Annotated in this window: 17 protein-coding genes; 11 read left to right on the top strand and 6 right to left on the bottom strand. The window is 64.2% G+C overall.

The window, feature by feature from the left end:
• Positions 1–12 precede the first annotated feature (12 nt).
• Positions 13–561 (bottom strand): CreA family protein, encoded by a 549-nt coding sequence (locus B5V03_RS25975; RefSeq protein ID WP_129273215.1) that lies wholly within the window; start codon positions 559–561, stop codon positions 13–15.
• A 208-nt stretch (positions 562–769) separates the two neighbouring features.
• On the opposite strand from B5V03_RS25975, the gene B5V03_RS25980 reads away from it, so the two are divergent.
• From B5V03_RS25980 to B5V03_RS25995, 4 genes are all read left to right on the top strand, one after another.
• Positions 770–2,419 carry a L,D-transpeptidase gene (locus B5V03_RS25980; protein ID WP_164988285.1) on the top strand — a complete coding sequence of 550 codons (1,650 nt, stop codon included), beginning with the start codon at positions 770–772 and terminating at the stop codon, positions 2,417–2,419.
• A 95-nt stretch (positions 2,420–2,514) separates the two neighbouring features.
• Positions 2,515–3,081 carry a glutathione peroxidase gene (locus tag B5V03_RS25985; RefSeq protein WP_129273217.1) on the top strand — a complete coding sequence of 189 codons (567 nt, stop codon included), beginning with the start codon at positions 2,515–2,517 and terminating at the stop codon, positions 3,079–3,081.
• Positions 3,082–3,245: 164 nt separating this feature from the next.
• Positions 3,246–4,247 (top strand): polysaccharide deacetylase family protein, encoded by a 1,002-nt coding sequence (locus tag B5V03_RS25990; RefSeq protein WP_129273218.1) that lies wholly within the window; start codon positions 3,246–3,248, stop codon positions 4,245–4,247.
• A gap of 7 nt (positions 4,248–4,254) precedes the next feature.
• Positions 4,255–4,806, top strand: a complete 552-nt coding sequence (locus B5V03_RS25995; RefSeq protein ID WP_164988286.1) for a dihydrofolate reductase — start codon at positions 4,255–4,257, stop codon at positions 4,804–4,806.
• Positions 4,807–4,812: 6 nt separating this feature from the next.
• Here B5V03_RS25995 and B5V03_RS26000 read toward each other — a convergent pair whose 3' ends face one another.
• Both B5V03_RS26000 and B5V03_RS26005 read right to left on the bottom strand, forming a co-directional pair.
• Positions 4,813–5,265 (bottom strand): DoxX family protein, encoded by a 453-nt coding sequence (locus tag B5V03_RS26000; protein ID WP_129273219.1) that lies wholly within the window; start codon positions 5,263–5,265, stop codon positions 4,813–4,815.
• Between the two features lie 329 nt (positions 5,266–5,594).
• Positions 5,595–7,904 carry an NADP-dependent malic enzyme gene (locus B5V03_RS26005; RefSeq protein WP_129273220.1) on the bottom strand — a complete coding sequence of 770 codons (2,310 nt, stop codon included), beginning with the start codon at positions 7,902–7,904 and terminating at the stop codon, positions 5,595–5,597.
• Positions 7,905–8,150: 246 nt separating this feature from the next.
• On the opposite strand from B5V03_RS26005, the gene B5V03_RS26010 reads away from it, so the two are divergent.
• On the top strand, positions 8,151–10,118 hold the full coding sequence (locus B5V03_RS26010) for a hypothetical protein (protein WP_164988287.1): 1,968 nt from the start codon (positions 8,151–8,153) through the stop codon (positions 10,116–10,118).
• Positions 10,119–10,266: 148 nt separating this feature from the next.
• On the opposite strand, the gene aspS is transcribed toward B5V03_RS26010, so the two are convergent.
• Complete coding sequence (aspS, locus tag B5V03_RS26015; RefSeq protein ID WP_129273222.1) at positions 10,267–12,039, bottom strand: aspartate--tRNA ligase; 1,773 nt, start codon at positions 12,037–12,039, stop codon at positions 10,267–10,269.
• Between the two features lie 197 nt (positions 12,040–12,236).
• On the opposite strand from aspS, the gene B5V03_RS26020 reads away from it, so the two are divergent.
• On the top strand, positions 12,237–13,709 hold the full coding sequence (locus B5V03_RS26020) for a protein adenylyltransferase SelO (protein WP_129273223.1): 1,473 nt from the start codon (positions 12,237–12,239) through the stop codon (positions 13,707–13,709).
• 30 nt (positions 13,710–13,739) lie between these two features.
• Here the strand turns inward: B5V03_RS26020 and B5V03_RS42485 are convergent, their stop codons facing one another.
• Positions 13,740–17,525 carry an autotransporter outer membrane beta-barrel domain-containing protein gene (locus B5V03_RS42485; RefSeq protein WP_245502344.1) on the bottom strand — a complete coding sequence of 1,262 codons (3,786 nt, stop codon included), beginning with the start codon at positions 17,523–17,525 and terminating at the stop codon, positions 13,740–13,742.
• Between the two features lie 529 nt (positions 17,526–18,054).
• On the opposite strand from B5V03_RS42485, the gene B5V03_RS26030 reads away from it, so the two are divergent.
• The 5 genes from B5V03_RS26030 to rnd all read left to right on the top strand — a co-directional run bounded on the left by B5V03_RS26030 (position 18,055) and on the right by rnd (position 23,631).
• Complete coding sequence (locus B5V03_RS26030; protein WP_129273224.1) at positions 18,055–18,906, top strand: phosphodiesterase; 852 nt, start codon at positions 18,055–18,057, stop codon at positions 18,904–18,906.
• Position 18,907: 1 nt separating this feature from the next.
• Entirely contained in the window at positions 18,908–19,858 is a 951-nt protein-coding gene (locus tag B5V03_RS26035; protein ID WP_164988288.1) for a carbohydrate ABC transporter permease, read from the top strand.
• Positions 19,855–20,724: a carbohydrate ABC transporter permease gene (locus tag B5V03_RS26040; protein WP_129273226.1), complete on the top strand. Its 870-nt coding sequence runs from the start codon at positions 19,855–19,857 to the stop codon at positions 20,722–20,724. The genes B5V03_RS26035 and B5V03_RS26040 overlap by 4 nt, the downstream gene beginning before the upstream one ends.
• Positions 20,725–20,735: 11 nt before the next feature.
• Complete coding sequence (locus tag B5V03_RS26045; RefSeq protein WP_129273227.1) at positions 20,736–22,067, top strand: ABC transporter substrate-binding protein; 1,332 nt, start codon at positions 20,736–20,738, stop codon at positions 22,065–22,067.
• Positions 22,068–22,479: 412 nt separating this feature from the next.
• Positions 22,480–23,631 (top strand): ribonuclease D, encoded by a 1,152-nt coding sequence (rnd, locus tag B5V03_RS26050; RefSeq protein ID WP_129273228.1) that lies wholly within the window; start codon positions 22,480–22,482, stop codon positions 23,629–23,631.
• A gap of 119 nt (positions 23,632–23,750) precedes the next feature.
• Here the strand turns inward: rnd and B5V03_RS26060 are convergent, their stop codons facing one another.
• Positions 23,751–25,133, bottom strand: a complete 1,383-nt coding sequence (locus tag B5V03_RS26060; RefSeq protein WP_129273230.1) for an aspartate aminotransferase family protein — start codon at positions 25,131–25,133, stop codon at positions 23,751–23,753.
• Between the last annotated feature and the right edge of the window lie 46 nt (positions 25,134–25,179).

Below are 25,179 nucleotides of genomic sequence, written 5' to 3' on the forward strand. Positions count from 1 at the left end.
AACGCAAGCGCGTCACTGAGTGAAGAACTCTCCGCACTTCTGGACGTTGGCGTCAGCCGGTCCCCACGGCATAATCGGCACCGTCGAGGTCGAGTTCTTCGGTGAGCCCTCGATCAGCTTGTCCGAATAGACCATGTAGACCAGCACGTTGCGCTTGGCGTCACAGCCGCGCACGATCTGCATCTTCTTGAAGAACAATGAGCGGCGCTGGCGGAACATGTCGTCGCCCTGCTCCATCTTGTTCTTGAACTTGATCGGGCCGACCTGGCGGCAGGCCAGCGAGATATCCGAGACCTCCTCGGCGAGGCCGAGCCAGCCCTTGAAGCCGCCCTTTTCCGGTATCGTGAAATGACAGGCGACGCCCTCGACCTCGGGGTCGTCGAGGCCATAGGTCGCAAGCTTGTCGTTCGGGCTCATCCATTTGAACACGGTCGAACGGCGGAAGATCAGATCGGGCTCATCGGCAGCCAGGGCGGAGGCTGCAGGAACGGCCAGAGCCAGGAGGAATAAAGCGAGGCCTTTCAAGCGGATGCCGGAAAGACCGGGGAAACGAGATGACATGACGTTCTCCGGTAACAAGTCCTGGCAATGTAGGCATGAGGTGGCCGCTCAGGAAGGTGATGGGCAGCCGGGCGCGGCCGCCGTTTACCGTCCTGTGAGGCTTTTTTGCTACGACTTGGACAAAAGTAGCTGACGGCAGAACCGCTCTGCTGGTGAACGCGTATCCCCTCTGAGAGACTAATGTCTGATTTGGATTATGGATTCGAGAATGAATAGCGTGAACGGGTCCGGTTGCTCCGCCAAGCCGACGCGGTTTTGGCAGGTGGCCATTTTGACGGCCGCGGGAGTGATCGGTACGGCAAGCCAGGCAGACGCAGCGTTTTATTACTGGACGGATTATTCCGACGGGTCCTACGGGCGCCAGGAGCGCCATCCGGAAGTCCCGCGCCAGAAGCCACAGAAGCGCAGCGCGTCTGGCAAGAAAGACATCGTCGCCGAGAAGGAAGCCGGCACCAAACCGCAGGGCCCCCTCGTCATCGTCGTCTCGATCGACCGGCAGAAGGTAACGGTCTACGACACCCATGGCGTGTTCGCTGAATCTCCGGTGTCGACAGGCATGAAGGGCCATTCGACGCCGATGGGTGTGTTCAGCGTCATCCAGAAGCATAAATTCCACCACTCCAACATCTATAGCGGCGCGCCGATGCCGTACATGCAGCGGATCACCTGGTCCGGCGTTGCCATGCACGCGGGCGTGCTGCCGGGCTACCCGGCCTCGCATGGCTGCATCCGCATGCCGATGGCGTTCGCCGTGAAGATGTGGAACTGGACCAAGATGGGTGCGCGCGTGATCGTCTCGCCCGGCGAGATGACGCCGCACGATTTCCAGCACCCGTTGCTCGCCTCCGTGCGCGTGCCGCCGCAGCCCGCGGCCAGCCTCGCGCCGCAGACCAATGCCGGTGACAAGGCGGACAAGGTTGCCGCCGACGCCAAGGTCACTGAAGCAAAGCCGGTCGAGACCAAGACCGCCAGCGCCGATGCGGTGCTGGAGCTGCGCTCATCGGTCGGCCACACCGTGATGTCGGATATGACGACCGGAAACGCGCCGGCGCGCGAGGAAGCCGGCACATCAGCAGACAAGGTCGAGGCAACTGACGCGGCCAAGCCGCAGTCGGAAGCCGCCAAGCCCGCCAACACCGAAGCGAAGCTCGCCGAGGCCGCTGAAGCAACCAAAACTTCGACGCCAACCGACGACAAGGTCGAGGCTGCCAAGACAGAACCGACCAAGTCTGAGCCCGCGAAGGCCGAGCCTGCCAAAGCCGAAGCCGCCGACACCGCGAAGAAGCCCGTCGCGCCCCTGACGGCTACGGCACCAGCGCCTGATGCCAAGAAAGACGAGACCCGCGTCGCCGATCCCGCGCCCGCGGCAAAGCCGGAAGCGCCCAAGCGGGCCGGACAGATCGCGGTCTTCATCAGCCGCAAGGATTCCAAGCTCTACGTGCGGCAGAATTTTGCGCCGTTGTTCGAGGTGCCGGTCACGATCGCCGCGAGCGACCGGCCACTCGGCACGCATATCTTCACCGCCGAAGTCGACAAGACCGATTCCAACGCGCTGCATTGGTCGGTGGTGTCGCTGCCCGTCTCCGCCCGCTCCGCCGCGCGCGAGGATGACAGCCGCGTGACGCGCCACCAGCGTGGCGCCGCCGTGATCCCCGTCGCCGCCAAGCCTGTTACCGTCAAGCCGGTGGTGATGCCGGACAGCCCGACCGAAGCCCTCGACCGCATCGCGATCCCCGCCGATACCATGGCGAAGATCAACGAGATGCTGACGTCGGGCGCCTCGATTATCGTCTCCGACCAGGGCATCAACCAAGGCGAGACCGGCGAAGGCACCGATTTCATCGTCCGCCTGTACTAAGGTCTTTGTCGCTCCCGATAACGCGGTGTTGACGAGGCTGATCGCGCCGGCGAGGTAGAGTGCGCCCCGGAACACGTCGCGGGGGACGTTGCCATATGCTAGACCGCAGGACCATGCTCGGCGCGCTTGTTGCGACGACCGCATCGGCGACACGCGCGCTCGCCGACGGCGGCATGAGCCGGATCCCGGCCTACGCGTTCTCCTTCCCGGCATTGTCCGGCGACGACATCCGCCTTGCCGCGTTCACCGGCAAGCCACTGCTGGTGGTGAATACCGCGTCGCTCTGCGGCTACACCCCGCAATACGCAGGCCTGCAAGAGCTCTGGAGCGAGTTTCGCGAACGCGGGCTCACCATCATCGGCGTGCCCTCCAACGATTTCGGCGGTCAGGAGCCTGGCGGCACGAGCGAGATCACCGAGACCGCGCACCATCAATACGGCGTTACCTTCCCGATCGCGACCAAGGCCGTCGTGGTCGGCGCCAAGGCGCATCCGTTCTACAAATGGGCGGCAGAGGCCCGTCCCCGGGATGTTCCGCGCTGGAACTTCCACAAATACCTGATCGGCCGTGACGGCTACATTGCCGAGGTCTACCCGTCCGCCGTCGAGCCAACGGATACGCGGATCAAGACGGCCGTCGCCAAGGCGCTGGCCGACAGCTGACCCAACGCGGCCCAATCCGGTTGGGCACAATTGTGGCGCGGTGCCAAACAGCCGTTGCAATGGCGAGGGCCCACCATCTAGGCTAGGATCGTTTGGGGCAGGATGGTTTTGCCGGAGGCGAAAAGCCACGGTGGAACAACGGGATCAATCTCGAGGACAACACCATGCGTGTGGCGGCAAAACTGATTTTGGCAAGCGCGATGTCTCTGGGCATGGCAGGCGCGGCATGGTCGCAGACCCCGGCCGCAAAGCCTGCCGCCGCGACACAGGCCGCACCGGCCGCAGCACCTGCTGCGGCTCCCGCGCCGGCTGCCGCCGCGCCCGCCGGCTTCGTCAATCCGCCCCCGCCGCAACAGGCACCGCAGCCCGCCCGTGCGGCCTGCAACACACCCGGCGCGCTCGGTGTCGCCCGCACCGTCGAGATCGACACGACAGGCGGTCCGGGCTTCGGCTTCGAGCACTTCAAGGAGCTCGACTTCCTGCGCGACAAGGAGGTCGTGCTGACCTTCGACGATGGCCCCTGGCCGAAGAACACACCCGCTGTGCTGAAGGCGCTCGCCGACGAATGCACCACCGGCATCTTCTTCTCGATCGGCAAGCACGCGACCTACGAGCCGGAGATCCTCAAGCAGGTCTACGCGGCCGGCCACACCGTGGGCACCCACACCTGGTCGCACGCCAACCTCAACAACAAGAAGCTTAACGAGGCGCAGCGCAAGGAAGAGATCGAGAAGGGCCTGTCCGCGGTGAAGTGGGCGCTCGGCGGCATCTCGCCCTCGCCGTTCTTCCGCTTCCCGGCGCTGCAGCATCCGCCGGAGATGGTCACCTATCTCGGCAACCGCAACACGGCGATCTTCTCCTGCGACATCGACTCCTTCGACTTCAAGGCGTCGAAGCCCGAGAAGGTGATCGAGACCGTGATGAAGAAGCTCGACAACAGGGGCAAGGGCATCATCCTGATGCACGACTTCCAGAAGCATACCGCGGAGGCGTTGCCCGAGCTGCTCAAGCGGCTGAAGGCCGGCGGCTACAAGGTCGTGGCGATGCGCGCAAAATTCCCGGCCTCGACGCTGCCCGAATACGACCAGGAGCTGATGAAGGACATCAAGCTGCCGACGGTGAGCAGCCGGCCGGTCAATTCCGTGGTGACGACCGTTTCCGAATAGCCTGCAATTGTCTTTCCGTTTCGAAGGCTACGTCATCATCTCCGCGGACGGCATGCTCGCGGACCCCTCGCATATCATGCCCGACAGCCTCAAGTTCGAGGGCGACAAGCTATTCTTCGAGCAGGCGCTCGATCGCGCCGCCCTGGTCGTGCACGGCCGGCACTCGCACGAGCAACAGCCGAACTCACCGAAGCGCAAGCGCCTGATCCTGACCGGCAAGATCAAGGCCCTCACCGTCGATCCGGAGATGCCGAACGCGACCTTGTGGAATCCGGACCATGCGAGCTTCGAGGAGGCCTGCGCTTTCGCCGACGTCGCCTCCGGCACGGTCGCGATTATCGGCGGTCCGGTCGTATTCGACATGTTCATGGACCGCTACGACACGTTCTGGCTGTCGGAGGCCCCGCATCTGCGCCTGCCCGGCGGCGAAGGCTGCTTTGTGGGTGTCCCCGAGCGGACACCACATGAAGTGCTGGCCTCACATGGGATGAAGCCGGGCGCACCGTATCTGCTCGACGCGGCGCATGAGGTGACCGTCACGCCATGGCGTAGGGTGTAGGACCTCCTACACGTCCCCGTAGGCCGTCTCGACCGAGCGCGTCGCGCGGCCGTAGCCCATGATCATGAACAGCGCGCCGATGATCGAGAGATTCTTGAGAGCATCAACCAGCATCTTGGCGTTCTCGGGCGCCGCCTGATTCCAGAAATCGTAGAACAGCACGGTCGCGACCGCGACATAGACGATCAACAGCATCGCGAAGAAACGCGCGGCGAAGTTCAGCGCGATCATCAGGCCTGCGATGATCTCCAGCCCACCGACCGCAATCGCCAGCAGTTGCGGCGTGGTCATGGCGGTGGCCGTCTCGATCTGCTTGGCATAGGGCGCGATGACGTCAGGCACCATGACCTTAGTGGCGATGAAATCGGCGGTCGCCTGGATGGCAAAGAGCTTGGTCGCGCCCGTGTAGATGAACAGCACGGCGAACAGGATCCGCCCGAAAGTCACGAACGCTGGCATGATCGGCCTCTTGGCTCAGGCTTTTTGAAATCGGCATTTTGACGAAAGCACCGAGGGATTATGGAGAGTCGTTCGCCGGTTTACAAACGGGGAAATGACGAAACTCTTTTGAAAAGATTGAGACCGGAGGCTCCGGCGGTCCGCTCCCTCGCCCCGTTCTTACGGGGCCGCGACGAGCTGCGCTCGCGCTGAGAGGGTTGGGGTGAGGGGCTGCCTCCGCAACCACGGTGAAAGTCGGACTCGCGGAGAGTCCCCCCCTCACCCGGAATCCGCGCGTCCCGCGCGCATTCCGGCCTCTCCCCGCAGGCGGGGAGAGGCGAAGAGGCCCCTTACGTAAACAACGTCGGCTGCTGGCGCGAGGCGCGCTCTTGCGCTTCCACCACCGCGACCGCGGTCATGTTGAGGATGCCGCGCGCGGTCACCGAGGGCGTGAGGATGTGGGCCGGGCGCGCCGGGCCGATCAGGATCGGACCGACGGGGAGCGCATCGGCCAGCGACTTGATCATCTGGTAGGCGACGTTGGCTGTGTCCAGCGTCGGCATGATCATGATGTTGGCCTCGCCCTCCAGCTTGGAATGCGGCAGCACCATTTTTCGCGCAGCGGCGGAGAGCGCGGTGTCGCCCTGCATCTCGCCGTCGGCCTCGATCTCCGGATGCTTCTCCTTCAGAAGCTGGGTCGCCCGGCGCATCTTGCGCGAGGAATCCGTGTCGTAGCTGCCGAAATCCGAATGCGAGACGAACGCGATCTTCGGCTTGAGCGCGAAACGCTGGACATGGACCGCCGCAAGCGAAGCGATCTCGGCGAGCTCTTCCGCGGTCGGATTGGGGCGCACCTGGGTGTCGGCGATGAAGAAGGCACCCTTGCTGGTGATCAGCAGCGCCAGCGCGGCATAGTCGCTGACGCCAGCCTGAAAGCCGACGATCTCGCGGACATGACGCAGATGGTGCATGTAGCGGCCCTCGACGCCGCAGAGCATGGCGTCCGCCTCCCCGCGCGTCACCGCGAGTGCGGCGATCACCGTGTTGTTGGTGCGGACCACCGTGCGCGCCGCATCCGGCGTCACGCCGCGGCGGCCGGCGAGTTCGACATAGGACTGCACGTAGGAGCGGTAGCGCGGATCGTCCTCGGGGTTGATGAGATCAAAATCCTTGCCCGCCCGGATCTGAAGGCCGAAGCGCTTGATGCGTGCCTCCACCACCGACGGACGGCCGACCAGGATCGGCGTCGCGAGCTTCTCCTCCAGCACCACCTGCGTGGCACGGAGCACGCGCTCGTCCTCGCCTTCGGCGTAGATCACGCGCACCGGCTGGGTCTTCGCCTTGGCGAACATCGGCTTCATGACGAGGCCGGAGCGGAAGGCAAAGCGCTCGAGCAGCGCGGTGTATTCGTCGAAATTGGTGATGGGGCGCGTCGCCACGCCCGACTCCATCGCCGCCTTGGCGACAGCCGGCGCAATGCGCAGGATCAGGCGTGGATCAAACGGGCTCGGGATCAGCGAGCCCGGACCAAAACCTTGCGTCTCGCCGGTGTCAAAGCCCTGCGCCACCGCATCTGACGGCGCCTCGCGCGCGAGCTGCGCGATGGCCTCGACGGCGGCGTGCTTCATCTCCTCGTTGATGGCGCTGGCACCGACGTCGAGCGCGCCGCGGAAGATGAAGGGAAAGCAGAGGACGTTGTTGACCTGGTTCGGATAGTCGGAGCGGCCGGTGCAGATCATGGCGTCGGGACGCACTTTTCGCGCTTCTTCCGGCATGATCTCCGGGGTCGGATTGGCGAGCGCCATGATCAGCGGCTTGTCGCCCATTGCCTTCGCCATCTCCGGCTTGAGCACGCCCGGTGCCGAGAGCCCGATGAAGATGTCGGCGCCGCCGATGACGTCGCCGAGCGTGCGCTTGTCGGTCTTCTGCGCATAGACCGCCTTCCAGCGGTCCATCGTGGTGTTGCGGCCCTCATGCACGAGGCCGTCGATGTCGCAAACCCAGATGTTCTTGCGCTGCGCGCCCATCGATACCAAGAGATTGAGCGTAGCGATTGCGGCCGCCCCTGCCCCCGACGCCACGATCTTGACGTCGGAAAGCTTCTTGCCGTTCAGCCTGAGGCCATTGGTGATGGCGGCGGCGACGATGATGGCGGTGCCGTGCTGGTCGTCATGGAAGACCGGGATCTTCATGCGCTCCTTCAGCTGCGCCTCGATCTCGAAGCACTCCGGTCCGCGGATGTCTTCCAGGTTGATGCCGCCGAAGGTCGGCTCGAGCGCCGCCACGGTCTCGACCACGCGCTCGATGGTGTCGGCGGCGATCTCGATGTCGAACACGTCGATGCCGGCGAACTTCTTGAACAGAACGGCCTTGCCTTCCATCACGGGCTTGGACGCCAGCGGGCCGATATTGCCGAGGCCGAGCACCGCGGTGCCGTTGGAGACCACGGCGACCAGATTGGAGCGGATCGTCAGCGTGGCGGCTTCTGCGGGGTTCTTGGCGATCTCCATGCAGGCGGCGGCGACGCCCGGAGAATAGGCAAGCGCGAGGTCGCGCTGGTTGGCAAGCGGCTTGCTCGCCTGGATCTCGAGCTTTCCGGGGCGCGGCAGTCGGTGATAGGCCAGCGCCGCCTGGTGGAGATCATCGGAATAGGACGACATGCGGTCTCTTGCCTCGCGTTACCGGCCTCAAAATGCCTCATCCGGAGCGGCCGTCCAAGCGGGCGGAATTTCCGGGTCGTGGAAACGGGATGAAGCACGGCCGGCGCCCCGGTGGCAATATCCGATTGCGTCCCCATCAACAGGGCTCATGGTCAAATATCTGATAGCGCTAGCTTTCCCTGGACCGCGCGGCGTTTCCCGAATATGGCAGGTTGCGCAGTGCAAAACGAGCAACTGGAGCTGGGAATGAAGCGCATCCTGATCGGCCTGATCGCGGCAGTCGTGCTCGCCGCGGGCGGATGGTTCGGCTTCAATCTTTATGTCCAGCACCGGGCCACGGCCGAGGTCGAGGCGGCGTTCGAGCGGCTCCGCGCAGGCGGCAGCAAAGCGAGCCACGGCAAGGTCGCCTTCGACCTGCCGAGCCGGACGCTGACGATCGAGGACATCGCGGTCGATCCCGGCAACCAGCCACAGGCCCATGTCAAGATCGGCGCCATCAAGAGCACCGGCGTCCGCCAGGTCGATGAGACGCGTTTTGCGGCAGACAGCATCGACATCTCGGGCTTCGAGGCGGCTTTCGACGAGGTCGGTCCCGGGAAGCTGAAAGTCTTCTACAAGGTCCCGCAGATGACCCTGCGCGACTATGCCGGCCCCCTCCACGTTCAAAGCGCGCCGGCATCCGGCTCCCTGATCGACATGTACCGGTTCGTGCTCGACCAGTTCGCGAGCGTGACGGCAACGTCCGTGACGGTTCCGGCAGTCAACATCAATTTCGACGCTGGCAGCAGCGGCGGCAGCGGTGAAGTGGTCTATTCCGGCCTCGCGCTCCAGAACCTCGGCCGAGGCAAGGTCGATGCGATGAAGACGGAGCGCGCCACCTTCACGATCAACGTTCCGCAGCCGGGGAAGGCGGACAAGCTGACCGGCGAGATCTCCACCATCATCGTCAATGATTTCGACTCGACCCCGATCCTTGCCGCGCTCGATCCGCAGACGAGCGGTGACGACGGCTACCGCCGGGTCTACCGGCAAATCTCGACCGGCCCCTGTGTGCTGAAGTCGGTGCAGGGGATGCGGATGGATATCGACGGCTTCGCCATGGAGGACATCGACGTGCAGCCGTCGAAATTCCACCTGGCCGAGATGTTTGCCATGCTGCCCCAGGACAAGCCGGCCCCTCCAACGCCGGCGCAAGCGCGCGAGCTGCTGGAGAAGATCGCCGGATTCTATGAGGGTATTCGCATCGGCAAGCTCGAGATCGGCAAGACCTCGGTCAGCACACCTCAGGGAACGGGGAAGATCAATGCGGTCCGCTACCGGCAGGGCGAATTCGCGGTCGAGGGCGTCGATGCACCGTCTCCGCAGGGACAGTTCAAGATGGAGCGCTTCGCGCTGAAGTCTTTCAGCGTGCCGAACCTGATGCGCTGGGCGGCGGGCCTCGCCACTCCCGGCCAGGCGGCCTCGCCCAACCAGATGCTGGGGTTGTTCCGGGTGCTCGAAGGCGCCGAGATCAAGGGCGTGGTCTCGCCTTTCAAGAACACGCGGCAGCTTGTCACCATTGATACGATCAGCCTGAGCTGGGGCCAGCTGGTCGGATCGATCCCGAGCAAGGCCAATCTGGTCGTGAAGATGGTGACCCCCACCGACCCGACCAGTCCGGCGCAGCGGGCGTTGACCATGGCGGGCGTCGACAAGCTCGCGATCGATCTCGATCTCGGCGCGGCCTGGACGGAGTCGTCGGGCGCGTTCGCGCTCACGCCGGCCACGATCGATCTCGGCAATCTCGCCAAGGCGCAGGCCCGCTTCGCGCTCGCCAACGTCCCGCGCGGCCTGTTCACGACCGACCCGGCGCAGGCCATGGGTCAGGCGGCGCAGATCGAGACCGGCGCGATCGAGCTCTCCTTGCGCGACAGCGGCGTCGTCGATCTCGTCGTGGCGCAGTTCTCGCGCATGCAGAATGTCAGCCGCGACGCCGCCCGCAGCGCCATCGTCGAGATGATCCGGGCGCAGGGCGAGAAGGTCACGGCGTCCAATCTCGATGCAAGGGCAGCGGTGGACGCTATCGCGGGCTTCGTCGCGACGTCAGGACAAACGCTCACCATCAAGCTGACCCCGCTCGGCAAGCTGCCGGTGCTTCAGCTCATGGACGCCCTGAATCACGAGCCGATCGTCGCGCTGGCACAGTTCAGGATCGAGGCGTCGACGGGGTTGTAGAGGGGACGGTCTCGTGTCCCGGACGCGGCGCAGCGCGTAAGCGGTGCGACGCAGAGCCGGGACCCAGAAATCTTGCCGTGCGACGAAGCGTGGGCCCCGGCTCAGCAGCGCATCACTGCGTGCTGCGCTGCGTCCGGGGCACGAGACTTCACTTCTGCGGCAGGTTCACCCGCACATGCAGCTCGCGGAGCTGTTTTGTGCTGGCTTCCGACGGCGCGCCCATCAGCAGGTCCATAGCCTGCTGGTTCATCGGAAACAGCGATATCTCGCGCAGATTGTTGGTGCCGCACAAAAGCATCACGATGCGGTCGACGCCCGCGGCCATGCCGCCATGCGGCGGCGCGCCGTACTGGAAGGCGCGGTACATACCACCAAAACGGTCGACCACTTCCTGCTCGCCGTAACCTGCGATTTCGAACGCCTTCACCATCGCTTCCGGCACATGGTTGCGGATGCCGCCCGAGGCGATCTCGTAGCCGTTGCAGGTGATGTCGTACTGAAACGCCTTGATGGTCAGCGGATCCTGGCCCGTCAGCGCCTCGAGTCCGCCCTGCGGCATCGAGAACGGGTTGTGCGAGAAGTCGACCTTCTTGTCGTCCTCGTTGTACTCGTACATCGGGAAGTCGACGATCCAGGCGAGCTCGAACCGCTCCTTGTCGGTGAGGTTCAATTCCTCGCCGACCTTGTTGCGGGCGAGACCTGAGAACTTCCAGAACTTGTCGGGATCGCCGGCGACGAAGAAGGCGGCATCGCCTTCCTTGACGCCGATCTGCGCGCGGATCGCAGCGGTGCGCTCCGGCCCGATGTTGTTCGCAAGGGGACCTGCACCCTCGCCGCCCTCGCGCCACATGATATAGCCGAGGCCGGGCTGGCCTTCGCCCTGCGCCCACGAGTTCATGCGGTCACAGAAGGCGCGGCTGCCGCCGCCCGGTGCCGGGATCGCCCAGACCTGGTTCTTGGGGTCTTCGAGCATGCGCGCGAACACCTTGAAGCCGGAGCCGCGGAAATGCTCGGAGACGTCCTGCATCTCGATGGGGTTGCGCAGGTCCGGCTTGTCGCTGCCGTATTTGCGGAGCGCTTCGGCGAACGGAATGCGGCGCCAGTTCTTGCTCACCGGCTTGCCCTTGGCGAACTCCTCGAACACGCCCGTGATGACGGGCTCCATCGCCGCGAACACGTCTTCCTGCGTGACAAAGCTCATCTCGACGTCGAGCTGGTAGAACTCGCCCGGCAGACGGTCGGCGCGCGGGTCCTCGTCGCGGAAGCAGGGCGCGATCTGGAAGTAGCGGTCGAAGCCCGACATCATCAGCAGCTGCTTGTACTGCTGCGGCGCCTGCGGCAGCGCGTAGAACTTGCCGGGATGGATGCGCGAGGGCACCAGGAAGTCGCGCGCGCCTTCCGGCGAGGACGCCGTCAGGATCGGGGTGTTGAACTCGAAGAAGCCCTGCCCCTCCATGCGCCGGCGCATGGACTTGATGATCTCGATGCGCGTCATGATATTCTGGTGCAGCTTTTCGCGGCGCAGATCGAGGAAGCGGTATTTTAGGCGGATGTCTTCAGGATATTCCTGGTCGCCGAACACCGGCAGCGGCAAATCGCCGGCCGGGCCCAGCACCTCGATCTCGCTGACATAGATCTCGATCTTGCCGGTCGGCAGATCGTCATTGTCGGTGCCCTCAGGACGGCGGCGGACCTTGCCGTCCATCTTGACCACGAATTCCGAACGTAGCTTTTCGGCCTGCGCAAACGCCGGCGAGTCCGGGTCGACCACGCATTGGGTCAGGCCATAATGGTCACGCAGGTCGATGAACAGCACGCCGCCATGGTCGCGAACGCGATGGACCCAGCCCGAGAGGCGGGTCGTCTCGCCGATGTTGCTCTCGCGGAGCGCGCCGCATGTATGTGACCGGTAGCGATGCATGGTCGTCCCAAAATCAATGTCGGAGGGGTCGAATCGGACGACCTGTCACGGCCGGTCCGAAGTTGCGGCAGGGTTTACCCGACGAGGAACGGGGCGGCAACCAAGGGAAAGCCCTGTTTTGAGCCCGAACTGGCCATTTTTAGCCGATTGAGCCTCAAGCCTTTGCCGATCCGCGTTCCCCGCCTATCTTTACCGCCATGACCGTTCATTTCCCCTTCCAGAACTCCTATTCGGCGCTGCCGGACAGCTTCTTCGCCCGCGTTGCGCCGACCCCTGTGGCCGCGCCCCGGCTGATCAAGCTGAACCGGCCCTTGGCGGTCGAGCTCGGGCTCGATCCTGATATGCTGGAGACCCCTGAGGGTGCCGCAATCCTTGCGGGCAAGACGGTTCCCGTCGGCGCCGACCCGATCGCCATGGCCTATGCCGGCCACCAGTTCGGGCAGTTCGTGCCCCAGCTCGGCGACGGCCGCGCCATCCTGCTGGGCGAGGTCATCGACAGAGGCGGCGTCCGCCGCGACATCCAGCTCAAGGGAAGCGGCCCCACCCCGTTCTCCCGCCGCGGCGATGGCCGCGCCGCGCTTGGCCCCGTGCTGCGCGAATACATTGTCAGCGAAGCGATGTATGCGCTCGGCATTCCGACCACGCGCTCGCTTGCCGCCGTCGTCACCGGCGAGCACGTCATCCGCGAGACCGCGCTGCCCGGTGCCGTGCTCACCCGCGTTGCCTCCAGCCACATCCGCGTCGGCACCTTCCAGTTCTTTGCCGTCCGCCGCGACACCGATGCCATCCGCCGGCTCGCCGACCACGTGATCACCAGGCACTATCCGGACCTGCTTCATGCCGAGCGGCCCTATCATGCGTTGCTTGCCGGTGTCGTGGCGCGCCAGGCCGAGCTCATCGCGCGCTGGCTGCTGGTCGGCTTCATCCACGGCGTGATGAACACCGACAACTCTTCCATCTCCGGCGAGACCATCGACTACGGCCCTTGCGCCTTCATGGATGCCTACAACCCTTCGCAGGTGTTCTCCTCCATCGACGAGATGGGCCGCTACGCCTATGCCAACCAGCCGCGCATCGCGCTGTGGAATCTGACGCGGCTCGCCGAATGCCTGCTGCCGCTGTTCTCCGACGACCAGGAGAAGGCGGTCGCGGAAGCCCAGGATATTCTCGGCGCCTTCTCGGAGACGTTCAGCGCGGCCTATCAAGCCGGTCTGCGCAAGAAGGTCGGGCTGTTCACCGAGCGCGACGGCGACGACGCTCTGATCCAGGACCTGCTCGACGCCATGGCCAAGAACCAGGCCGACTTCACGCTGACATTCCGCAAGCTCGGCGATGCCGGGGGCGATGACGCCACTGACGTCCGCACGCAGTTCATGGAGCCCGCAGCCTTCGACGAGTGGGCCGGACGCTGGCGCGCGCGCATCGCGCTGGAGCCGCAGAGCACGACTGAGCGGCAAGCGGCGATGCATGCCGTCAATCCAATCTTCATCCCGCGCAACCACCGCGTCGAGACCGTGATCCAGGCCGCGGTGAACGATGACGACTACGCGCCGTTCGAGGAATTGGTGAAGGTGCTGGCGAAGCCGTTCGAGGAGCAGCCGGAGTATGCGGCTTACGCCGATCCGCCGCTGCCGGATCAGCGGGTGCTGCAGACGTTCTGCGGGACATGAGGGGCGGCTGTCCCCTTTTCCGATGCACGGCTACCAGGCGTAGCGCACGACGCCTTTGCCGGCGTAGGAGCGTGTGACGTTGGAGAATTCGCCCTCGAATGTCGCCGCGGCCGACCACCCGTTCAGCCACTTCCTCTCGATCGCACCGGTCACGAGTGCGGCGTCGGCGGCCATGGCTGCACCGTTCACGACGAAGCTCGCGCCGGGCAGTGCCTGGAAGGTCGCCCCGACGGCACGATCCGGATTGAAGTCGTGCGCCCAGGCGGCGCGCCCGCGCAGCGTGACGATACCGTCCGACGCCGCAAACGATTTGTCGGTCCGCAGGCCGAGTTCGCTGCGCGTATCCGTGACGCTCTTGCCGTTGTAGGCCAGCGCAAACTGGTCGGTGCCGACGATCGCGTGCTCGGCATAGGAGGGCAGATCGAAGATGGTGAACTGTGCAGCGGCATAGGGCGCAAGGCCAATGCCCTGCTTCACAAAGCGATAGCCGCCCTCGAGCCGGCCGGAATAGGCATTGGCATTGAACTCGGCACGCAGTCGATCGACACCCGCGACGGTGACCGTGCGATCGGTGACGACATCCTGCCAGCCATAGGCGAACGCGCCGGAGATGTAGGCGGGACCGACGACGTGCCGGACATGCACGCCGGCCTGGAACAGGTCGGAGCGGCCGCCGCCCAGATTGTTGGCGGCGGTGAAATTCGTGCCGCCGCCGGCGAGTGCAAAGCCGACCAGCGTGTTGCGCGAGATGCGATAGTCAGCGCCGACCGCCGTACCGTAGAGGCTGCTGGTGGTGTTGTTCGAGCCGGTGGCAATGCTGCCGTCGGTCGTCTGCGAGCCGCCAAAACCCGCCGCCCATACGCTCCAGCGCTGCCCGAACGAGGGGGCAGGAGGCGCCTTGGTGGACATGGCCGCGTAGGCCTCGCGCTCACGCCTCCCGCCTCCCTTGCCGCTTGCCGCATAAGCTATGCTCTCCTCGGCGTAAGCGTTGGAGGCGCCATCCGGGCCCACGGCATCGTCACGCCCGGCGACGAACGGATCCGTCATCACTCCCATGAACTGGATCATGGCGCCGAACGTGGTCTGCTGCGGCGCGCTCCCGACCTCGCCGGACAGTTGGGCCAGCCCGGCCGGCCCAAGGCCGCCGAACGCCATCGGGATGGTGCCGTTCGTGTTGAAGAAGTTGATGATCGCGTTGCCGACGTTCTGCTGATTGCCGTTCAGGCCGCCCGACGGCGGTGCGAAATCCAGTGCGAGATTCAGATAGGCGTGGTTCGTGTCCTGGCTCAAGCTGGTGTGAAAGCCCGTCGGCAGCCCGAGCGAGAGCACGGTGGGATCGAACGAGCCCGTGATGCTGCCGGCGCTGAGGATGGTGTATCGCTTCGCGACATAGCTGCCGGGGATAAAGGCGACGCCTACCGTGGCGCCGCCGAGCGATGCATTGCCGGTCACGGTCGCGAAGGTCGAGGTCGTGGGATTGACGAAGACGAGATAGGCCGCGTCGGACTGCATCGCGAGACTCGCGAGCGTCATCGACGTGCCCGGCGTGAAGCTGCCAGGCGCGAGCAAGCCGCCGGCGTTGACCTGGGTTGCGCCGAGCGTGCCGGATCCATTGAGCGCCCCGCCGATGCCGACCGTCACAGCCGATGCCCCGAGCGAGCCATTCACCATGAGGGTGCCGGCATTCACGGTCGTGGTGCCGGTGTATGTGCCGCTATCGCCCGAGAGCAACATCGTTCCGGAGCCGGTCTTCACGAAATTGCCGGTGCCGGTCATCGAGCCGGCAAACGTCGAATCCGAATTGTCGCCTCCGACGGTCAAAGTGAATCCACCAACGTCGGCCTGGGTACCCGCGACGCCCGCAAGCGACCCGTAGGTCGCGCCGCCCGACGTCGAGTAAACCTGCGATCCGCTGGCTGCCAGGTTCACACGGCCGGAGACGCTGCCTCCGTAGCTGTTCATCGAGGCAAGGCTGCCCGAAAGCGTGAGGTTTCCGTTGATGGTACCGTAGAGCTGGATGTATCCGCCGGCGGTGTCGACCGATCCATTGATCCTGCCGGTCGTATCGACAACGAGGTTGCCGCCGAATGCATTGGCAAAGCTATTCGTCGCGTTCACCGTTCCCGAGACGATCATATTGCCATTGTTGACGACATTGGCCGCCGTCAGCGACCGTCCCGCATTGATCTGCGTAAAATAGATCATGCCGGCAGCGTTGTTGGTGAATGTGCTGATGCCGGTGATGTCGCCACCCGATACCGTGAAGTACGCACCGTCGCCGGCAGTCACAGCGCCGTTGGCAAGCAGATTCCCGGTGACAGTGAAGTTGCCGCCGGTTTGATTGGTGATCCCGCCATTGATCGTGCCGGCGGCATTCACCGTACCGGCGTTCGTGAGCCCGCCATTGACCGTGCCCGTGCTGGTGAACGTCGCGCCGGCGGCGTTGGTGATCCCGGCGGTCGTCGTGACCGTTCCGCCGTTTGTAAACGTACCCGCATTGTTGGCGATGCTGGTCGCGCCCAGTGTACGGCCCGCTGAGACCTGGACGGCACTGGCCGAGGTCGAATTGTTCGTGAGCGCAGTCAGGCCCGTGAAGTCGCCGCCAGAGACGAGAAGGCGTCCCGTGCCGTTGTTGTCGAATGTACTATTGGCCGTCACAATACCGGTGATGGAGAACGTTCCGGCTGCGAAATTGCCGTTCGCACCGTTGAGGGCTCCACCGCTGGCAATCACCGTGCCATTACTGTTGGTGATGCCGCCATTCGTTGAACCGGCCGTCTGCGTATAGGTGCCGTAGTTCAGCACCGCTGAATTCATCGTTCCGGAATTGACGAACTGGGCCCCCGTATTGTTGAGCGTGCCGCTCGGTGCAACTGTGACGGTGCCGTTGTTAGTGAACGTCCCACTATTGTTGCTGATAGCCGCGAGGTTTAACGTCCGCGTCGCCGACACCACCACGGCGTTTGCCGAGGTCGAGCTGTTGTTGAGATCCGAGTGAATACCTGTCAAATCGCCGCCCGACACCAACAGCTGCGCGGTGCCAGAGTTGAGCCAAGTATTGTCTGTCGACAGTGCGCCCGTCACATTGAGCACACTGGTGCCCATATTGAAAACGGCGCTAACCGTACCCTGCGCATTCACGGTGGAGTTTGTGCTGCTCAGTTGGGTCTGGATGGTGCCGGTGGTTGTCAACGTACCGCCGGTCAGGGTCATGCCAGCGTTGATGGAGCCGCTGTTGGTGGTCGTTCCGGCGCTCTGTGTCACGGCACCGGTAATCGTGCCTCCATTGTTGTCGAGCGTTCCTGTGTTGCTGACGGAACCGGCCAGGGTGGCGTTGTTGCGGAAGGTAGCGCTGTTGGTGACCGAAGTCGTCAAGCTGCCGCCATTGACCAGCGTGCCGGCAGTAGCACTGGCGGTGGTGAAAGAATTGGTGCCCGACAGCGTCAGCGTACTTGCCGCGGCCTGCGAGATCGCGGTCCCGGTCATGTTATTGCTGATCGAGATCGACTGGCCGGCGCTCGCATTGTTGACGATGTTCGGCCCGGCGCCGTTGAAGTTCACGGCCTGGCCGCTGATGGTGAAGCTCTTCGCGTTGGCACCGAATGTCCAGGAATCGGGCGTGATCGGACCGGCCGTGACCGTAACGGTCGCGCTGCCCGTCGACGAAAACGTCGCAGCCTGCCCCGCATTGACCGGTGGCGCCCCCGCCGGCGCAGTGCTCCAGTTGGTGCCGAGATTGTAGTCGGCGGTCGTCGTGGTCGAACCGGCGCCACCCCAGGTCTGCGCACGAACACTCGACAGACTCGTGCTCGCCAACGCGAGGGCGAGCAGGCCTATCTTGGTTGCCCGACCGGCGGTCCGGCTTCGTCTCCGCACTGCCAGGACGCTTTCGACCCCACCTGCCCGCGTCTGCTCAAACGGATCAATGACCCCAACGGCCCGACATGCGGGCCTCGAAAAACCTGCCCCGAACATTCCAAATTCCAGAACCGCGTAATGCGTTCGTTTCTAATTATTTCAGACAATTAATGGCTAGCCGGTTCGCGGCCGGCTAGCCATGGCTGTGGTTCAACGGGTGATCGAATCCTGTTCGACTGTGTCTCGACCGCAACATGAGGTTGCGATGCTGCCTCCAAACCGGCGCGGGCCGCGAGCCGCTGAAGCCTCCGGCCGAGACTGTCCTGCTCGGCGAGACGACCGCCGCTGCCCCGGGCTGCTCTTCCGCCGGACATTTTCTGCATTGGCCATCGCTGTCATCAAACTGAAACACTCGCACTCTAACGGGCTGGCAACGCGTCTTGCCGGAGGCGCCGATCCTCCAACAGTCCCCGACACACAGCGCGCTATGCCCTTCAAATTCATCCACATCACCGACACGCATCTCGCGAACCCCGGGCTGAAGCTCTACGGCCTCGATCCGCGCGCCCGGCTGGATGCGGCGATCGCCGACATCAACAAGCACCAGTCCGATGCTGCTTTCGCGGTGGTGACCGGCGACCTCACCCATTGGGGCGAGGCTGAATCCTACGCCAATTTCGCCGAGGCGATGGCCGCGCTGAAAATCCCGTACATCGCCATGGTCGGCAATCACGACAAGCGCGTGGCCTGCCTCGACGGCCTGAAGGCCGCACCACGCGATCCAAACGGCTTCGTGCAGGGCACCCGCACCACCGAGCACGGCCTGTTCGTCTTCCTCGACACGCTGGACGAGACCAGCCATGCCGGCGAGATGTGCGCAAAACGCCTCGGCTGGCTCGCGAGCACGCTGGCGGCCGCGCCTGTCGACCAGCAGTTCGTCGTGTTCATGCACCATCCGCCGTTCCCGGTCGGCGTCCACGCGATGGACGAGATCGCGCTGGCGCAGAGCGCCGAATTCGCCGAGGTGATCGCGCCTTATCGTTCGCGCATCCGCCATCTCTTCTTCGGCCATGTGCACCGGCCGATCTTCGGCAGCTATGGCAATATCCCGTTCTCGACCCTGCGCGGCACCAACCACCAGGTCTGGTTCGAGCTCGATGCTTCCGCCACCGACCATCTGGCCAGCCACGAGCCGCCGGCCTACGGCGTCGTTCTGATCGACCATCAGAACCTCGTCGTGCACAGCCACGATTTCCTCGACACCAGTCTGCGCTTTCCGTTCGAACCACCCGCGGGAGTGGACGGCCGCGACTATGCGCTCAATTTCCCGGCGCGATGAGATGAGCCTCGCTGAACCCGCGGCTCTCCCGGTCGCGGCATCGGCGGCACCGCGCCTGCACGTCCTGAAGCGGTTTTCCGACCGCTTCAAAGCCTCGCTGCCTGCCTATCTCCTGCTGCTGCCATCGCTGGTCTTCCTCGCGCTGTTCACCTATGGCGCGATAGGACGCGTCTTCATCGACGCGCTCTATCAGCGTGCCACGCCCAAGGCGCCGGTCCGCTTCGTCGGCCTCGACAATATCAGCGCGGTGCTGGCCGACCCCGCCTTCACCGGCGCGGTCGTCAACAACCTCGTCTATGCCGTCGGCACGGCGATCCCTAGCATCGGCCTTGCACTGCTGTTCGCGCTGGCGCTGTCGCGCACCAACGCGGTCAGCAGTGCGCTGCGCGCCGCGCTGTTCCTGCCGGTGCTGATCCCGATGGTCGCAGCGTCTGCGCTGTTCCTGTTCATCTTTCTGCCCAATGTCGGCCTGCTCGACCATTACATCGGCCGCCTGCTTCCGGTGCTGCCGAACTGGCTCGGCGATTCCGACATCGCGCTTTACGCGATCATGGTCATCACGGTCTGGAAGAACGCCGGCTACTACATGCTGTTCTTCCTGGCCGGCCTCCAGGCCGTGCCCGAGGACGTCATGGAAGCAGCCCATCTCGACGGAGCAGGTCCGTTCATGCGGTTCCGCCACATCATCCTGCCCGAGCTCAAGCCCACCTTCCTGTTCGTCATCGTGATCGCCACGCTCAACGCGGTGACGCAGGTCGACCACGTCTTCGTCATGACCAAGGGCGGACCGTCGAACTCGACCAATCTCGTGCTGTTCTACATCTACCAGCAGGCGGTCGAGCATTACGACATCGGCAAGGCTTCGGCGGCAACGCTGCTGACGCTCGCCGCCCTGATGGGGCTCACCGCGCTCTCCTTCCGCACGATGGCCAACCGCGAGGGTGGGCCATGAAGCTGATCGATGCGCTCTGGAAGGACGCCCCGCTTGCGACCCGCCGCGAGATCACGCCCAAGCTCGGCTTCCTGCTGACCGTGCTGCTCGCGATCGTCTGGCTGATCCCGTTCCTTTGGATGGGTGTTGCGACGCTGCGCCCGGCATCCGACGGCATCAATCTCATGGCCGAGCTGATGCCGAGCCTGAAGCCGACGCTCGACAATATCAGGGATGCCTGGGAGATCGGCGATTTCCCGCGCTATGCCCTCAACACCACGATCATCTGCACCGGCATCCTGCTGGTGCAGTTCTTCACGATCACGCTGGCGGGCTTTGCCTTTGCGCGGCTCGACTTCGCCGGAAAGTCGCTGATCTTCTATCTGTTCCTGATGCAGCTGATGCTGGTGCCGGTGCTGTTGATCGTGCCGAACCTGCGCATCATCGCGCAATTTGGCCTCTACGACACGCTCGCCGGCGTGATGATGCCGTTCTTCGCGTCCGCCTTCGGCACCTTCCTGATGCGCCAGGCCTTCGAGGCCATTCCAACCGAGCTGGAGGACGCCGCCCTGATCGATGGCGCCAGCCTGTTCCAGCGCATCCGTCACATCTACGTGCCGCTGTCGATGCCGAGCTTCTCGGCGTTCGCGATCATCTCGGTCACCAGCCACTGGAACGACTTCCTGTGGCCGCTGATGGTGATCAATTCGCCGGACAAGCGGCCGCTCACGGTGGGGTTGTCCGTCTTCACCGCGACCGCGGAAGGCACGCAGGCCTGGGGCACCATCGCCGCCGGCACGCTGATGGTGATCGCGCCGCTGCTCATCACCTTCCTGATCTTCCAGAAGCGCTTCATCAGTTCTTTCGTCACCTCAGGCATCAAATAGGAGATTCTTCGATGCTGTTTACCCGCAGGCTCATGCTCGGCCTCGCCATGGCAGGCACTATGGCAGGTGCCCTCGCCGTCCCGGCGCTGGCCGAAGGTCCGACCGAAATCGATCTGTTCTTCCCCGTCCCCGTCGACGGCAAGCTCGCCCGCGACATGGGCACCTTGATCAAGGAGTTCAACGAGACCCATCCCGCCATCAAGGCGACCGCGGTCTATACCGGCTCCTATGATGATACGCTGATCAAGACGCGCGCATCGATCAAGGCCGGCAAGCCGCCGTCCGCCGTGATCATGTCGGCGAACTTCCTCCTCGACATGCAGATCGAGAACGAGCTCACCAATCTCGACGGCCTGATTGCCGCCGACGGCACCACTAAAGAAAAGTTTTTGGGCCAGTTCTTCCCGGCACTTCAGGGCAACGCGGTGATCGACCGCTCGGTCTACGGCGTGCCCTTCCACAATTCGACGCCGCTGCTCTACATCAATGCCGACAAGGCCAAGGAAGCCGGCCTCGATCCGAGCAAGCCGCCGCAGACCTGGGCCGAGCTCACCGACTGGGCCAAGAAGCTCACCAAGCGCGAGGGCGACAAGGTGACCCAATGGGGCATCGCGATCCCCTGCGCCTACGACTATTGCGGCTGGATGATGGAGACGCTCACCATGACCAATGGCGGGCGCTACTACAACGAGGAATTCGGCGGCGAGGTCTATTACGACACGCCCTCGATGCTCGGCGCGCTGACCTGGTGGAACGACCTCGTCACCAAGCACAAGGTCCATCCGCCCGGCGCCACGCCCGGTCCTGCCGTCAGCACCTCCTTCATCTCCGGCAACGCCGCGATGATGATGCTGTCGACGGGCTCGCTGACCTATGTGCGTGACAACGCCAAGTTCAACTACAAGGTCGCCTTCATCCCGCGCAACGTCCGCAACGCCGTGCCGATCGGCGGCGCCTCGCTGATCATTCCGGCAGGGCTCGAGGCCGATAAGCAGAAGGCCGCCTGGACGCTGATCAAGTGGATGACCTCGCCCGAGAAGAGCGCCTGGTGGAGCCGCGCTACTGGCTATTTCGCGCCGAACATGGCCGCCTACAAGACGCCCGACATGGTCGACTTCCTCAACAAGAACCCGGACGCCAAGACCGCCGTCGAGCAGCTCGACGTCGCCAAGCCGTGGTTTGCGACCTACAAGACCGTGCCGGTGCGCAAGAACCTCGAAGACGAAGTGATGCTGGTCCTCAACGGCAAGAAGCAGCCGAAGGAGGCGTTGGTTGCCGCCCAGAAGGCCGCCGACGAGACGCTGAAGCCGTACAACGCTGAGACGTCGCTGAAGCTGCCGTAAGGCCTCCTGCAACGACAAACGAACATCGGCGCTCCGTCATGCGGGGCGCCGAATTCGTTTTGGACGGTGACCGCCATTAACGCCCCGTGCACCATCCGGCCCACCCCGCCGCTGGTAACCACGAGAATTAACAGACCCTCAACGCACCCCAGACAAGTCTAGCAATGTTTCCTAAGGGGTTTTGCCGTGGATCTGTTGGTTTTCGAGTTCCTGGGACTGGCTCTGGTCGCCATGTGCGTGCTCGTGGTGGCTCTGCCCTGCGCCCGCAAATCCTCGCAACGGGTCCGCTACGAATAGGAATTTCGTCGGAAAGGAGCGATTCCAGCCCGATGCAAGCCCCGAATTCGCTTAGAGCCCCTTGACATCACAGTGCTTTCGGCAGAACGGCTGATGGTCTTGTCATGGGCCGTTCATGGATTTGATTACCACCACCGCTGACCTCGCGGCTGCCTGCAGCCGGCTGGCCAAGCATCCTGTCATTACAGTCGATACAGAGTTCCTGCGCGAAACCACCTATTACCCGCTGCTATGCGTGGTGCAGATGGCCAGCCCCGAGGAAGCGATCGTCATCGACACCCTGGCCGAGGGTATCGACCTCAAGCCGTTCTTCGAGCTGATGGGCAACGAGAGCGTGCTGAAGGTGTTCCACGCCGCCCGCCAGGACATCGAAATCATCTGGCATCAGGCCAACATCATCCCGCACCCGGTGTTCGACACCCAGGTCGCGGCCATGGTGCTCGGCTATGGCGACAGCATCGCCTACGACGCGCTGGTCGAGAAGGTCACCGGCCACCGCCCGGACAAGACCCACCGCTTCACCGATTGGTCGCGCCGGCCGCTGACCAAGGAGCAGATGCATTACGCGGTGTCCGACGTCACGCATCTGCGCGACGTGTTCGCGGCGCTCGATGCCGACCTCAAGAAGCGCCGCCGCAGCGAATGGGTCTCCATCGAGATGGAGGTTTTGACCTCGCCCAAGACCTACGACTTCCATCCAGAACGTGCCTGGGAGCGGCTGAAGACGCGGGTGCGCAAGCCGAAGGACCTCGCGGTCCTGATGGAGGTCGCTGCCTGGCGCGAGCAGGAAGCGCAAAGCCGCGACGTGCCCCGCGGCCGCGTGCTGCGCGACGAAGCCATCAGCGATATCGCGACCCACGCGCCGAACACGCTCGAAAAGCTCGCGAACTTGCGCTCGGTGCCGAAGGGGTTCGAGAAGTCGAAATGGGGCGCGGATATCGTTGCCGCGGTCACGCGCGGGCTGGCGCGGGACCCAGCTACGCTGCCGAAGCTGGAAAAGCCGCGCAACAATAACAATGGCGCCGCCATCGTCGAGCTGTTGAAGGTGCTGCTGCGGATGACCGCCGAGCGCCACGCCGTCGCCAGCAAGGTAATCGCGACGGTCGACGACCTCGAGGAGATCGCAGCAAGTGACGAGGCCGACGTACCGGCCTTGCGCGGCTGGCGCCGCGAGCTGTTCGGTGACGCCGCGCTCAAGTTGAAGCGCGGCGAGCTGGCGCTTGCGGTCGAGAAAGGCCGCGTGATCGGGGTTCAGCGGGCGGAATAGCCCGCGACCTCCACCTCGTCATTGCGAGCGTAGCGAAGCAATCCAGAGTCTGTCCGCGGAGGCAGTCTGGATTGCTTCGTCGCAAGGGCTCCTCCCAATGACGAGGAGAGAGCAAGACCTTACGCCGGCGTCAGCTTCGCGACTTCCGGCTTCATGTCATTCAGCACACCTGATATCGCCGCAATCAGCTCGTCGATCTGGGCCTTGGTGACGATCAGCGGCGGGCAGATGGCGATGGCATCGAGCATGTTGCGCGAGATCACGCCGCGCTCCTGGAGCATGCGGCTGGCCATGCCGCCGACCGCACCGGGGGTGCTCGCTGCCGTCTTGCGCCCCTTGTCGAGCACGAGCTCGATCGCCGCGATCATGCCGACGCCGCGGACCTCGCCGACCAGCGGATGGCCGGTGAGCTCGCGCAGCTTGCCCTGCATGTAGGCACCGAGCTCAGCGGCATGCGCGACCAGGCCACGCTCCTCGATGATCTTGAGGTTTTCCAGCGCAATGGCCGAGCCGACCGGATGACCGCCGGCGGTGAAGCCATGGCCGAGCACGCCGATCTTGTTGCTCTCGTCCGCTATCGGCTCGAACATCTTGTCGTTCATCAGGATCGCCGAGAACGGGAAATAGCTCGAGGTGATCTGCTTGGAGACCACCAGCACATCAGGCTTGATGCCATAGGTCTCGCAGCCGAACATCTTGCCGGTGCGGCCGAAGCCGCAGATCACCTCGTCGGCGACCAGCAGGATGTCGTACTTCTTCAGGACCGCCTGGATCTTGTCCCAATAGGTCGCCGGCGGCACGATGACGCCGCCCGCTCCCATCACCGGCTCGCCGAAGAAGGCCGCGATCGTCTCCGGCCCCTCCTTCTGGATCAGCGCATCAAGCTCTTCCGCCCGGCGCGTCGCAAAAGCTTCCTCGCTCTCGCCGGGCGCGCCGTCCTTGTAGAAATGCGGCGAGCCCGTGTGCAGGATGTTCGGCAGCGGCAGGTCGAACGAGCGATGGTTGTTCGGCAGGCCCGTAAGGCTGGCCGACGCAATGGTGACGCCGTGATAGGCGCGCATGCGGCTGATGATCTTCTTGCGCTGGGGCTGGCCGAGCGCGTTTGAACGATAGGCGATCAGCTTCAGAACGGTGTCGTTGGCCTCCGAGCCGGAATTGGTGAAAAACACCTTGCTCATCGCAACAGGCGCGAGCGAGACCAGCTTCTCGGCGAGATCGATCGAAGGCCCGTGCGATTTGGCGGAGAACGTGTGATAGAACGGCAGCGCCAGCATCTGCTTGTGCGCGGCGTCGACCAGCCGCCTCTCATTGAAGCCGAGCCCGACGCTCCACAGGCCCGCCATCGCCTCGAAATAGCGCTTGCCCGCCGCGTCGAACACGTAGGGCCCCTCGCCGCGCTCGATCACCAGCGGACCGGCCTGCTGATGCGCGCGCGCGTTGGTATAGGAATGGAGCTGGTAGGCCACATCCCGGGCCTCTTGCGAATTGGGCAGCATGGACATTTGCGGGGATCCCTAAAGTCGTCGCGTCGCCGGCGCGGCTCACGTC

The organism is Bradyrhizobium betae (assembly GCF_004123905.1).
GTDB lineage: Bacteria > Pseudomonadota > Alphaproteobacteria > Rhizobiales > Xanthobacteraceae > Bradyrhizobium > Bradyrhizobium betae_A.